Consider the following 13653-nt stretch of genomic DNA (forward strand, 5'->3'; position numbering starts at 1 on the left):
CTCCTCCAAGACAGGTTACTTGTAGGGGCTGACCATCGGAAAACTAAAAACCGCCGGCATGAACCGGCGGTGTGCAATCCGCTATCCTGCCCTTCCAGGTGCCTACGAGGTTAGCTGACGGGCTTGAGGCTGAAAGTCCTCGATCCTGAGAAAAACCTCTTGTCGGCTTGCTCTCAGGAATTCGCCCCTGTTGATCGGGTCCCCCGCATCCGTTCCGTGGAACGAATCTCGGCTGCATTTTTTCGCCAGTTATACTCTTTCTGGCACCAGAGTCAAGATATTCGATGGATTCACATTCCCCGGTTTCGGCAATGCGCAACAAGTGCCAGACCGGAGAAACTGCGGGCTTTGGTAACGTCCCGCAGGTGAAAGGCTCTTGACTTTTCGAAGGGTTCCCGCTAGGTTATAACGTTTTTCACCCATCATTCCCGGAGGCACTCCCGTATGGAATATAAAGATACCCTCAATCTGCCGCTGACCGACTTCCCGATGAAGGCCAACCTCAACCAGCGGGAGCCGGAAATTCTCAACAAGTGGGCGGAGACCGGACTCTACGAGCAGATCGAGGCATCAGGCGTTGGCAAACCGGTCTACATGCTGCACGACGGCCCGCCGTATGCCAATGGCCACATCCATATCGGCCATGCCCTGAACAAGATCCTCAAGGATATCATCCTAAAGAGCAAGCGTATGGAAGGGTTTCACGCCCCTTATGTGCCGGGGTGGGACTGCCATGGCCTGCCGATCGAGCTGCAGGTGGAAAAGAACCTCGGTTCCAAGAAGCATGAGATCTCAAAGCTGGAGATGCGCCGCGAGTGCCGGAAATACGCCGCGAAATTCATCGACATCCAGCGTGATGAATTCAAGCGACTCGGGGTCCTTGGTGACTGGGATAATCCATACCTGACCATGAATTACGAATATGAAGGGCTGACTGCTGCCGAGCTGGCCAAGTTCGCCCACAACGGCGGGCTGTATCGCGGCAAGAAGCCGGTCCACTGGTGCTCCTCCTGCGTTACCGCGCTGGCAGAGGCTGAAGTGGAGTATGCCGACCACACCTCACCCTCGATTTACGTGAAGTTCGCGCTCAAAGACGACCTGAGCGGAGCGATCCCGGCACTGGCCGGCAAAAAGGCCTTTGTCGTTATCTGGACCACAACCCCCTGGACCATCCCGGCCAACCTGGCCATATCCCTGCATCCTGAATTTACCTATGTCGCTGTCGAGGTGAACGGTGAAGCGCTGATCGTTGCCGAGGGGCTGAAAGACGCCTTCCTGGCCGCCAATCAGCTGACAGGCACTGTCATCGCCTCCTTCCCGTCTACGGTTCTTGAAAAGAAACTCTGCCGCCATCCGTTCTACGACCGCGATTCGATCATCCTCCTCGGCGAACATGTCACTCTGGAGGCCGGTACCGGCTGCGTTCATACCGCTCCGGGCCATGGCCAGGAAGACTACGAAGTTGCGCTCAGGGAAGGCCTCGACGTCTACAATCCGGTGGACAACCACGGAAAGTTCATCTCCAGCCTGCCGTTCTTCGGCGGCCAGTTCGTCTTTGCGGCCAATCCCAACGTCATCGAGAAGCTGACCGAGGTTGGCGCCCTGGTCGGGACCAGCACGGTTTCCCACTCATATCCCCACTGCTGGCGCTGCAAGAAGCCGATCATCTTTCGCGCTACCGAGCAGTGGTTCATAGGCATGAAAGCCAACGAACTGCGCGACAAAGCCCTGGCTGCAATCGACCAAGTAGCCTGGATTCCCAAGTGGGGCAAGGACCGGATCTACGGCATGATCGAGAACCGTCCCGACTGGTGCATCTCGAGGCAGCGAAGCTGGGGAGTGCCGATCACCGCCTTTTCCTGCAGTTCCTGTGGCGAATATATTGCTGACGGCACACTGATGGACCATGTGGCGGAAATCTTCAAGAAAGAAAGCTCGGATGTCTGGTTCGACTGGGAGGCTGCTAGGCTGCTCCCTGCCGGCACGGTCTGTCCGAAGTGCGGTTCCGCCGATCTCGCCAAGGAGATGGATATCCTCGACGTCTGGTTCGATTCCGGCGTGTCGCACGCCGCGGTACTCGAACCGAACCCCAAGCTTTCCTCTCCTGCCGATATGTACCTTGAGGGGAGCGACCAGCACCGCGGTTGGTTCCACTCCTCGCTCCTGGAGAGCGTAGGCACCAGGGGTGTGGCCCCGTACCGGAACGTCCTGACCCACGGCTTTGTCGTGGACGGCTCGGGTCGCAAGATGAGCAAGTCGGTCGGCAACGTGGTGGCCCCGGAAGAGGTGATCAAGAAATTCGGCGCCGAGATCCTCCGGCTCTGGGTGGCTGCCCAGGACTACCGCGACGACATCCGGATTTCCCAGGAGATTCTCAACCGCCTGTCAGAGGCATATCGCCGGATTCGCAACACCTGCCGTTACATCCTCGGCAACCTGAGCGATTTCGATCCGGCAACCGATTCTGTTGCCTTTGACAAGATGCCGGAACTGGACCGCTGGGCACTGCACCAGCTGGAACTGCTCAAAGAAAAAGTGCTGTTATCCTACAGTGAATATGAATTCCACGTCCTGTATCATGCGGTCAACGGCTTCTGCACCGTGGAAATGAGTTCATTCTATCTCGACATCCTCAAGGACCGGGTCTACACCAGCAAGAAGGCATCCCTGGAGCGCCGCGCCGCCCAGACCGTCATGTATCAGATCCTTGACACGCTGGTGCGAGTGATTGCGCCGGTGCTCTCCTTCACCAGCGACGAAGTCTGGGGCTACATGCCGGGCAAACGCGAGGCAAGCGTTCATCTGGCAGGGTTCCCGGCCATGCACCCCGAATGGAAAGACGAGCAACTGGTGGAGCGCTGGGAGCGGATCATGAAGGTCCGGGCTGAGGTCTCCAAGGCGCTAGAGCTGGCGCGGGCTGCCAAGACCATTGGTCACTCGCTGGATGCCGCCGTGCTGATCAGCGCCGATAGCGAGCTGAACTCCTTCCTTGGCTCGTATGCAGCAGAGCTCCAGGGGATCTTCATCGTATCCAAGGTTGAACTGGGAGAGCTTGCGGAGGGTGATTGTTACAGCGCAGAGACCATTCTCGGTTTGAAGATCCAGGTAAAGGCAGCTCCTGGTGCAAAATGCGAGCGCTGCTGGTGCTACAGCGAAGAGCTTGGCAGTGACGCCGACCACCCGGGCATCTGCCCCAAATGTCTCAAGGCGGTCAAATAAATGTCCGAAAACAGGCCGAGCTATCTGATACTGACCCTGGTGTCACTGGCCTCCCTGATCATCGATCAGGTGACCAAGGCGTATATCGACCGGGTAATGGACCTTCACCAGTCCATCCCGGTGATCCGCGATCTGTTCAGCATCACCTATGTCAGAAACAAGGGGGCGGCGTTCGGCTTTCTTGCCAACACAAGCTTTCGCATCCCTTTCTTCATCTTTGTTTCCATTGTCGCGGTTCTGGTCATTCTGTATGCCTACAGAAAGCTGCGCAAGGATCAGAAGCTTGCCCAGGTATCGCTGGCCATGATCCTTTCCGGAGCGGTGGGCAACCTGATCGACCGGGTGCGGCTCGGAGAGGTGATCGACTTTCTGGATGTGTACTGGAAGACCTACCACTGGCCGGCCTTCAACGTGGCCGACTCGGCCATCTGCGTCGGGGTCTTCCTGCTGGCAATCGACATGCTGCGGGAGGAGAGCAGGCAGAAAAAAGCGCTCTCTGCTAAGTGACGCAGATATAATCAATCCCCTCGGTCAGCCTTCTCCCCTCAGCCCAGCCGCGCACCAGGTTCCGGCTACCGCGGGTACCAATTGTTACCAGCATCGGCCCGCTTCCCGGTTCAACGCTATGTTCCGCCACGACCGGCGCCCCGTGCAGAACCATCCCCACCTTGCGCGGGTCAAGATCAACCCATCTGTTTACGCCAATGCCAGCCTCTGCGAGCGCCTTGCGCCAGGCGCGCCCTTCAATCCCGGCACCGATAAGAGTTACAGCCTCATGCCCACTCAGATAGCCGTTTTTCAGGTGATGCACCTTGCAGCGCCTGAAGGCTTCAGCCGTATATTCGGCCATGGTTCGTGTTGAGCGCTCCGGCCGGTCGCGCCAAAAGAACAGAGTCTCGGGAAGCCGTGCAAACCGGCATCCTGTAGCGGCAAGCCGCAGCCAGAGATCGTAATCCTCTGCCCACCCCATATCCCGGTATCCACCCACCGCGTCGAGAATGTCCTTACGCATCACCACTCCCGGATGGACAAACGGTGACTCGACGAAAAGGTCCCGGCGAATCTGCTCGTGGCCGACTAGGGAGTTTTGCCACTCCTCATAGGCAAGCATACCGATCTTCAGATGCTGACGGGGAAAATGCCGGAACGAGCAGGCAAGCAGCCCGACCTCCGGATTTTCTCGCAGGAACCGTTCCTGCAGCTCCAGGCGGCGTGGATGGCAAACGTCGTCGCCATCCATCCTGGCCACCAATGGGGCCTTACAGTTGACCAGACCGGCGTTCAAAGCAGGAACAAGGCCCTTTCCCGGCGACCGGAAGACCCGTAACCTGATGTCATGCTGTGCCTCTGCGCCCAGGATTTCCGGGGTGCTGTCGTCAGAACCGTCATCAATGACAATCAGCTCCCAATCGGTGAAGGTTTGTGCCTGCAGTGACGCCAGGGCCGCACGCAGGTATTTCTCTTCGTTCCTGACCGGCATCAATATGGAGATCGCAGGTATTCGCATGCGTCTCAGGGTCCGTCGTCAAAGGCGCTTATCAGCTCTGCCGGCAGTCGCCGCGCCTTCATCCCCGGCTTCACGCATACCAGGGTAACCACGGCAGTGACCAGAACCGTGCTGTCCGCAATCTTGACGACCTGCTGCTTCAAGGTGAACGAGGTCTTGCCAAGCCTCATTAGTTCAGTATCTACCCGTAACAGGTCATCCAGAACCGCAGGAGCGCGATAATCAATCTCGATTCGCACTACGGGAAAAATACAGCCGGCATCGGCCAGTTCCCTGACCGACAGGCCCCGCTCTCTGAGAAACTCAGTCCGCCCTCGTTCCAGATACCCCAGATAGTTGGCATGATAGACAACCCCGCCGGCATCGGTGTCTTCATAGTAGATCCGCACTTCCGTAGCCATGGTATTCTCCACTGGATTCAGATAAAAAAAACCCCGCTGATCGCGGGGTGATTTTTTATATATAACGCCTTCAATCTAAAAGTAACAGCTTGTTACTTCTTCTTTGAGGCAACTGCATCCTTGAGGGCTTTGCCAGGACGGAACTTGGGCACTTTGGCAGCAGCAATCTTGATCTCTTTGCCGGTCTGCGGATTACGGCCGGTACGAGCCTTGCGGGTAGAGACTTCGAAGCTGCCGAAACCAACGAGAGTAACCCGGTCACCCTTCTTGAGAGCGGCGCTAACAGATCCTATGAATGCGCCAACTGCTTTCTCAGCTGCTGCCTTAGTCAAACCAGCGGACTTTGCTACTGCTTCAACGAGTTCTGCCTTAGTCATGATTAAACCTCCTTGCTAAAGTTAATGTTGCGACTACTATAGACTGAAATTTCCCGAATGCAAGGGGGTATGTAAAAAAAAAAATTGGCAGCGCTTGACCCATGCGGTTTGCCGAAGCGTTACCCCTGTACAGCTTCATTACAAGGGGGATTAAGACCAGGCTGTCTTTTTATCTCGGCCCCAGCGGTGTAGCACGACCACTACGACAGTATATTGTCGATATTATTAAACTTTATTCTCCAAGCCAGCGTCTCGCCAAGATCGCGCTCCCGGCAATTAATCCCACTACAAGTTACTTCCGTGGCAGCAGTCACTCTCCGGCTGACGATGGTTCAGTCCCTGAAATAAAACACTCGGTAACAGCGCCTTCGCTCCCCTCACGTGCAATAAGTCCGGTTCTTGGGTCGATCAGGGCAAAGGTGACATTGGGCGGTGCCTTGAAATCCTCGATCGGCATCCCGGCCAACGCCTTCTGCATGAATTCGGTCCAGATCGGGGCAGCTGCCTGGCCACCGGAACCTCCGGCGCCGAGCGACTTTTCCTGGTCGTAGCCCACCCAGACTCCTGCCACCAGCTGCGGGACAAAGCCGATAAACCAGGCATCCTTCATGTCATTGGTGGTGCCGGTCTTGCCGGCCACTGGTCGGCCAAGTGCCCGGGCCCGCTGGCCGGTGCCGCTGGTGACAACGCTCTCCATCAGGTTGGTGATGATATAGGCGGTCTCCGGCGACATGACCGGTACCGGGTCAAGCGGGTTGGCAGCCGGAGTGGTGGTCAGAAGGCCCGAAGATGAGGCTGTGATGTTGACTGCCGAGGTCGATGAATTGAATACCGGGATCCTCGGTGTTGGAACCTCCTCCAGGATCTTCCCTTCGGAATCAGTTACCTTGGTGACAAAATACGGAGTCGGCCGGTAACCGCCGGAGGCAAGGGTGGCATAGGCCGTGGTCAGCTCAAGAGGCGTTAGGCTTGATGAGCCGAGGGCAAGAGTAAGGTTGGCATCGAGCGGCGAGGTTATTCCCAATTTTTTGGCGGTTTCAATAGCAGCATTGACGCCGATCTGTTCCAGGATCTTTACGCTGACAACATTTATCGAGTTGGTCAGCGCCTCACGCATGGTGACATTGCCGCGATAGATATTGTCATAATTTTTCGGTTTCCAGGCCTTTTCCTTGCCGCTGTCGTACTCCACCGGCGAATCCTCGAAAATAGTGGCTGCAGTCAGCCCCTTTTCCAGGGCCGCCGAGTAGATAATCGGTTTAAAGGCTGAGCCGGGGTTCCTCTTGGCCTGAATCGCCCGGTTAAACTGGCTCTTCTTAAAATCATAGCCGCCGACAAGCGCCTTGACTCCACCGGTACGGGGATCGATAGCCACGATAGCTGCCTGCGCCAGTGGCGTCTGGTCCAGGGCAAAGATCGCGCCGGCCCTGTTGGCATCTGGGGTCTGCACACTGACCTCAATGACGGCACCAAGGCTAAGCCCCTTCCCTTTTTCATCCGGCTTGCCGAAGCTTTCAGCCAGAGCGACCTTGCCGGCCCACCCCATGTTCTTGCGGGTCAGGGTGCCGGTCCGCTCGCCGACTCTCACCGTAAGATCGCCACGGCCAGTATCGATCTTGGTCACCACCCCCTGGTAGGTGCTTCCCTGGCGCAGCGAAGGACCGTCGATGCCGTCTTCCACCTGCTTGCAGAACTGATCGACCTCGCTTTCCGCAAGGTATTTCAGAGGGCCGCGGAACCCCTGACGCTTGTCGACCTCTTTCAGGCCGCGTTGCACCGACTCAAATGCCCCCTTCTGCATCTCGGCATTCATGGTGGTATAAATCTTCAGACCTTCCTTGTAAAGGCGCTCCTCCCCGTACTTGGCCTCAAGCTGAATACGGATCTGCTCCAGGAAATAGGCGGACTGCTCGCTGTTGACCTTCTTCAGGGGTTTTATGGCGATGACCGTGCTCCGGGCATGGGTCGCTTCGGCCTCCGTGATGTACCCCTCCTTGACCATCCGCTCCAGGACGTAATTCTGACGCTCCTTTGCCTTGTCCATGTGCTTTATCGGCGAATAGCTGTTGGGCGCCTTCGGCAGTCCGGCCAGCATGGCGATCTCCGCCAGGTTCAACTGGTCAACCCCTTTGCCGAAATAGGTCTCGGCCGCCAACTGGACCCCATAAGCCCCGGCCCCCAGGTAAATCTGGTTGAGATAGATGTAGAGGATCTCATCCTTCGAGAGCTTCTTCTCCATCCGGCTGGCCAAAATCGCCTCTTTGATCTTTCGGGAATAGCTCTTTTCAGAAGTCAGCAGCATCGACTTGGCCACTTGCTGGGTAATGGTGGATGCCCCCTCCTTCTTCCGCATCGAGATGACATTCTTTATAGCAGCCCGGACAATGCCGAAATAGTCAATCCCCTTGTGCTGGAAGAAATTGGAGTCCTCGGCCGCAACAAAGGCCTGGATCAGTTTCCGGGGAATCTTGTCGACCGGCACCACGGTCCTGCGCTCCAGGAAGAATTCACCAACCAGGCTGCCGTCATCGCCAAGCACCTGGGTGACAATGGGAGGTTTGTAGTCTGCCAGTCGATCGACCTTGGGCAGCTTTGCCAGCATGTAGTAGAACCATCCCGAGAAACCGATCAGAATTATCATGGCAACACCGGCTAGGGCGATGGCCACCGTCTTAAGAGTGGTGCCTGGCTGCTTGCGTGACACTCTGCGATCCACCTGTTGTCTTCCCTGGTACATCTTCATAGACCCCTCTTCATGCCATCAGATGACAAACCCTGTGAAAGCGGCTCATTATCGCAGATTGGTTGCTGATTTCAAGCAGAATAAACCCTTACCGGTTGTTGCGTAACCCTTGATCTACGTTACAATTAGCACCCATGAGATCCTTGCTTATATCCTGCGCGCTCCTGCTGCTGTTACCAGGGGCATCACAATCGGCATCAGACCAAGCGATGCCGATAACGCCGTTTCACACCGCCAACCGGAGCCCGCTGGTCCAGATCTTTGGTCTGCCCGAACCGAGCCCTGCCCGAATTCCCGAGAGAGGCAGCGGCGAAGCCGGGCTGTTTTTCGACGTTGCCAGTAATTACCATGACATCGATAACGGCCGCGAGACGCTACTCCTTGATGGCGAGGATTACCGCACGACGCTGGCCTGCCGCTATGGCCTGGGAAACCGCTTTGAAGCAGGCCTGGAACTGCCGTTCGTAGGACATGGCGGAGGGGTTTTCGACCGATTCATCGAAGGATGGCACCAATTCTTCGGTCTCCCCCAGGGAGGACGAAAAGAGGCGCCACGCAACAGGCTTGACTACCACTACTCCAAGGATGGCACCGAGCGGCTGAAACTGAATGAGTCCAGTTTCGGCATCGGTGACCTGAGACTTACCGGCGGTTATCAGCTCTACAAAGGCTCCACTCCCGATTCAGGGGCGGTTTCGCTGCGCGCTAGCCTGAAACTGCCCACCGGGAACAGTCACCGGCTCCATGGCAGCGGCAGCGTGGATACCGCACTCTGGCTGGACCTGAGCGATGACTATGCCATGCCAATCGGCCATCTGAGCCTTTTCGGCTCTGCCGGCGGCATGGCCATGACCAGGGGCAATGTGCTTCCGGACCAGCAGCGCTCTGTGGCAGGTTTCGGAACTCTTGGCATTGGCTGGGCACCAACGGACTGGATCGCCTTCATCCTGCAGCTGTCCGGCCATACCTCATTCTATGATGGAAGCGAACTCAAAGAGCTATCATCAAACTCGCTGCAACTGCACAGCGGCGGCACCCTGCGCCTCCCCGGTTCACTGTTCATGGATATCGCCGTTTCCGAAGATATTGCGGTCAATACCGCCCCGGATGTAACCCTCCATCTGGCAATCCGCAAACCATTCTAAACTGATTTGCCGGCACCATAAACCAGATCAGCAGAGTTCAGTAGTAATTTACAGCTGCAAAAACAAAAGGGCCGCGGCGTTTCTGCCACGGCCCTTTTTACCGATCATCCGGTTTCAATCAGTCAGACTACTTTTTCTTCTTGGCTGCCGGAGCAGCTGCCGGTGCCGGCTGGCTCTTGAAGTTGTTCAGGTCATGAGCGATGCTGTGGCAGTAACCGCATTTCGGGAACTTGGCAAGCATTGAAGCCGGATGCGGTGTTCCGTGGCAGCTCTGGCACTGTGGAATCATCTTGTGCTTGGCCTGGTGACAAGCAACGCAGCTCAGGTTCTTATGCTTGAAAGCGCTGGCAGTGAGCAGGTCGTAGGCTGCCTTGTGGCATGCGGCGCAGTCCTTGGACGGAGTCTGGTTGCTGTAAGCAACAGCCTTCGGCATATGGGCCTGGTGGCATTTTTTGCAGTCAGCCTGGGTCATCTCCTTGGAGTGCGGCTTGTGGCACAGTACGCATTCCGGGATCTTGCCATGGGTGTCGTGACAGAAGGTGCAGGCAAGGGCGGTATGCTTGCTCTTGTTGTCCCTGAGCTTTACGATCTGCTGAGTGTGGCAGGTAAGGCAAGGGTCGGTGATGTTGCGGCCCATTTTGATATTAAGCGGTGAATGAGGGTTGCTGTGACAGGTGTTGCATCCGGCAAGTTTGAAGTGCGGCTTGCCTTCGTGACACTGGCTGCAAAGCGGAATGATCTTCCTCACGGTCGGCGGATGGCCGGCATGGCAATCCTGGCAGCCGATCGAGGTCTTGTGCTTGCCGCCGTTGCTGGCGATATCAGCCGGAGCCTTGGCATGACACTTGGCACAGTCGTCGTTCAGCAGTTTAGGTCCCTGGGCCTGTTTCGCAGGTGCCGGAGCTGCAGCCTTTGCCGGTGCAGCCTGAGCCTGAGGCTTTGCAGCCGGCGCACCAGCAGCAAATGCCAGGCCGTGCAGTGACACCATGGCAAGCCCTGCAAGAGCAGCAATCCATGTTTTAGTCTTGGTATTCATTTCTTTCCTCCTTGATGCTTTATGATGAGAAACACCGCATTTTATCCAATTTTGCGCGGCAGATTGTGTCATGATTACTAGAGATAGTCAATGAGAAACTGGACCAGTTTAAGCGACCTGCGGCCATTAAGAACCTTGACAGGCAACCGTTCTATTGTTAATAGCAAATGACCCTTTTCTCTAAATCCAACTGAATTATGAGGCATTACATGAGATCAACATGCCACTTACTAACCATCTTGGCCCTGCTTATCCTTGCAAGCCAGGCTTTCGGCGCCCAAGCTCCTACTGTTTTCGATTTTGACCGGGAGTTCTATCCCTACTACCCGTCACTTATTAAGTGGAACAAATCAACCGCCGCATTCACACCACCGGAAACCTGCCGCGACTGCCACCCAAAGCAGTACAAAGAATGGTCAGGGTCAGTCCATAATCTGGCTTTTCACGACCCGATCTACCAAGGAGAGCTGAACAAGGCGGTAAAAGCGGTGGGACACGAAATATCGCGACAGTGCGAAGGGTGTCATTCTCCGGCAGGCATGGTAACCGGAGAGATCAAGGGGCCCGGCATCTCAGGGTTGTCACCGGTTGCAAGCAGCGGGGTCTCGTGCGACATCTGCCACTCCATAAGCGGCGTAACCCACTGGCAGACACCGGCGCATGAGCCGGAAAACGGCTCCATGATCCTGACCCCTGGAGTTGACGGTAAGGAAGGGCCAACTCTCATCAAGAGAGGCCCTTTTAAACCAGCAGACAATTGCGGTGGTGGCTTTCACGATTGCGCCGAGTCCACGCTCCATCTTCGTGCTGACCTCTGCGCTTCCTGTCATCAGGTCTTTCATTATGACCGGCATTTCCCGCTGGAAGCGACCTATCGAGAATGGAAATCCGGAGCCTATGCCCAGAATCAGATTCTCTGCCAGGACTGCCACATGGTCGATATCCAGACCTTTAAAAAAGTTGCCGACTCGTTTTACAAGCCGTTAAGATCCGAGTACCAGCACAGCTTTAACGGCGCCAATTACCTCCTTTACTACCTTGCTGCCGCTGCAGCCAATAAGGCCGGCAACATCTCCGAAGCCGCTGCTCTGAAGAAAAAGTACGAAATGGCCGTCGAGCGGCTCAAGCTTGCTGCCGATCTCGACATAGCTCCGCTATATCGAGAGGGGAAACTTGCCGAAATCAAGGTAACCGTCAAAAACTTGCGGGCCGGCCATGACCTGCCGACCTCTCTGACGAATATCCGCCAGATGTGGCTTGAAATATCCGCCCGTGACGAAAAGGGCAACATTGTCCTGCAAAGCGGCTCCATCAAAGCTGATGGGGCTCTTCCGGAAAACACCAGGCTCTTTAACTCTGACGGCATGGGGAGCAATTTCCATTTTGCCGTCGATCCCTGGGTGGTAACCTCCTTTTCCAGGCATGACACAATCCCCCCAAAAGGGTCCCGAATAGTGTACTATGGTCTGCCGTACAATCTGGCAACCAAAAACATCGCCCTGGAAGTTAAGCTCCGTTACCGGCAAGCAGACCAGAAGGTCGCAGAATCGTTGCTATCAGCTGTGCCGAAAGACATCAATCTCAAGGAGATCTACGGCCTGGACACGATACCCCCTCTTCCCGTGGTTGACATGGTAATTAAGCATGCGACCCTGCCTACCGAACTTTGAGTTTTAACGCTGATTGCCGACAGGAACTGACTGTGTTTTTCACCAGACTCATCTTAATCATGGCAATGCTCCTGGCAACCGGGTGCGCCTTATCAAACCGCGGACCGGTGATAATGCGCCGGGAGCTGCTGGAAATTGCCAGCTCGGACCGGCAATGGACCGGGTTGGCGATCTCGCGCGAAGGGAGAAAATTTGTCACATTCCCCCGCTGGAACGAGGCCGTGTCGATTTCCGTGGGGGAGCTTCTGGCAGACGGCTCTACCCGCGCGTTCCCCGATCAGGAGTGGAATCGCTGGTTCGGTAGTGAGCCGCAAAACCGCTTCGTCTGCGCCCAGAGCGTTTATGTCGATGACACCAACTTTCTCTGGATCCTCGACCCTGCCAATCCACGCTTTCAAGGCGTTATCGATGGCGGCGCCAAGCTTCTCAAGATCGATCTGCACACCAACAGGGTAATGCAGGTGATCAGGTTCGGCGCACCGATAATCCATGAAAACAGTTACCTGAACGACATCCGCGTCGATACTCGCAGCGGTCATGCCTTCATCACCGATTCAGGCAGCCCCGGGCTGGTAGTGGTCAACCTGGCAACCGGCCTTTCCTGGCGGATCCTTGATAACGACAGCTCAACAACCGCGGAAGACATCGAGCTGACATTTAACGGCCATAAGTGGTTGCTGCCCGACGGCACTACCCCGCGAGTTCATATCGACGGCATTGCAATTGACCCGTCTGGCGAGTATCTTTACTATAAAGCGCTTACCGGGCGAACGCTCTATCGGATCAAGCTCCGCTGGCTGCTCGATGAAAATATTTCTGCCCGCGAGCTTCCCGGAAAGACAGAAAATCTGGATGAGACCGTAGCCAGCGACGGCCTGGAGTTTGACCACAGCGGCAATCTTTATTTCACTGCGATTGAAGAAAATGCCATAAAGCGCCGACTGCCAGACGGCACCATTGAAATGGTGGTCAAGGACAATCGCCTGCAATGGCCGGACAGCCTGGCATTGGCGCCTGACGGCAGCTTTTATGTCACCACCTCCCGCATTCACCTCGGTGAGGGGCCGTTCAAGATCTTCCGCTTCACGCCATAACCATATGAGGAAAGGTAAACCATGAAGCTTCACGAAAACCTCCAAGCACTGGGAAGTTCCGCAACTGCTTATCGCTATGACAACCCGGACCCGTCACTGCTCGAATCATTCCCCAGCCCGTTCGCCATTGGTGAACTAAACCCGGTTGGTGCCACCGGGACAATCCACATCGAATGCCCGGAGTTCACCTGCCTCTGCCCGCTGACCGGGCAGCCCGACTTTGCCAGGATCGTCATCGACTACCAGCCGGACAAGCTCTGCGTGGAGAGTAAAAGCCTGAAGCTGTACCTGGGATCGTTCCGCATGTTCGGTGAGTTTCACGAGGCCGGGGTTAACAGGATCTGCAATGACCTGGTCAAACTCCTCGCGCCGGTCAGTCTGACCGTGCGCGGAGAATTCACCCCTCGCGGCGGCATTCCTTTCTGGCCCACCGCCGAATACCGCAAACCGTAACAGCCCGG

At 56.2% G+C, this 13653-nt stretch carries 11 protein-coding genes and 1 riboswitch; of the genes, 6 read left to right on the forward strand and 5 right to left on the reverse strand.

Translation table 11 applies throughout. From position 1 onward, the window contains the following. Positions 1-84: 84 nt before the first annotated feature. Positions 85-244, reverse strand: a riboswitch (cyclic di-AMP (ydaO/yuaA leader). Between the two features lie 200 nt (positions 245-444). Next, on the forward strand, positions 445-3219 hold the full coding sequence (ileS, locus tag KI809_RS12080; protein WP_214171804.1) for an isoleucine--tRNA ligase: 2775 nt from the start codon (positions 445-447) through the stop codon (positions 3217-3219). After that, positions 3220-3726, forward strand: coding sequence for a signal peptidase II (gene lspA / locus KI809_RS12085; protein ID WP_214171805.1), 507 nt, complete (start codon positions 3220-3222; stop codon positions 3724-3726). It begins immediately after the preceding gene. Here lspA and KI809_RS12090 read toward each other — a convergent pair. The 4 genes from KI809_RS12090 to KI809_RS12105 form a co-directional block, all read right to left on the reverse strand. Next, a complete protein-coding gene (locus KI809_RS12090) occupies positions 3719-4726 on the reverse strand; it encodes a glycosyltransferase family 2 protein (protein WP_214171806.1) in 1008 nt (335 codons plus the stop codon). The genes lspA and KI809_RS12090 overlap by 8 nt on opposite strands. A 5-nt stretch (positions 4727-4731) precedes the next feature. Beyond that, positions 4732-5127, reverse strand: a complete 396-nt coding sequence (gene ybgC, locus KI809_RS12095; RefSeq protein ID WP_214171807.1) for a tol-pal system-associated acyl-CoA thioesterase — start codon at positions 5125-5127, stop codon at positions 4732-4734. A gap of 92 nt (positions 5128-5219) precedes the next feature. Next, positions 5220-5504 (reverse strand): HU family DNA-binding protein, encoded by a 285-nt coding sequence (locus KI809_RS12100; protein ID WP_214171808.1) that lies wholly within the window; start codon positions 5502-5504, stop codon positions 5220-5222. A 310-nt stretch (positions 5505-5814) separates the two neighbouring features. Continuing rightward, a complete protein-coding gene (locus tag KI809_RS12105; protein WP_435052254.1) occupies positions 5815-8241 on the reverse strand; it encodes a penicillin-binding protein 1A in 2427 nt (808 codons plus the stop codon). 140 nt (positions 8242-8381) lie between these two features. Here KI809_RS12105 and KI809_RS12110 point away from each other — a divergent pair, with 140 nt between their 5' ends. Further along, a complete protein-coding gene (locus KI809_RS12110; protein WP_214171810.1) occupies positions 8382-9392 on the forward strand; it encodes a DUF3187 family protein in 1011 nt (336 codons plus the stop codon). A gap of 127 nt (positions 9393-9519) precedes the next feature. On the opposite strand, the gene KI809_RS12115 is transcribed toward KI809_RS12110, so the two are convergent. After that, positions 9520-10428, reverse strand: a complete 909-nt coding sequence (locus KI809_RS12115) for a cytochrome C (protein WP_246559369.1) — start codon at positions 10426-10428, stop codon at positions 9520-9522. Between the two features lie 209 nt (positions 10429-10637). On the opposite strand from KI809_RS12115, the gene KI809_RS12120 reads away from it, so the two are divergent. From KI809_RS12120 to queF, 3 genes are read left to right on the forward strand one after another with little or no spacing between them, the layout of a single operon-like run. Further along, on the forward strand, positions 10638-12098 hold the full coding sequence (locus tag KI809_RS12120) for a cytochrome c family protein (RefSeq protein ID WP_214171811.1): 1461 nt from the start codon (positions 10638-10640) through the stop codon (positions 12096-12098). Positions 12099-12130: 32 nt separating this feature from the next. After that, entirely contained in the window at positions 12131-13192 is a 1062-nt protein-coding gene (locus tag KI809_RS12125) for an L-dopachrome tautomerase-related protein (protein WP_214171812.1), read from the forward strand. Between the two features lie 21 nt (positions 13193-13213). After that, entirely contained in the window at positions 13214-13645 is a 432-nt protein-coding gene (gene queF, locus KI809_RS12130) for a preQ(1) synthase (protein ID WP_214171813.1), read from the forward strand. The last annotated feature ends 8 nt before the right edge of the window (positions 13646-13653 follow it).

Source organism: Geoanaerobacter pelophilus (assembly GCF_018476885.1).
In the GTDB taxonomy this organism is placed as follows: domain Bacteria; phylum Desulfobacterota; class Desulfuromonadia; order Geobacterales; family DSM-12255; genus Geoanaerobacter; species Geoanaerobacter pelophilus.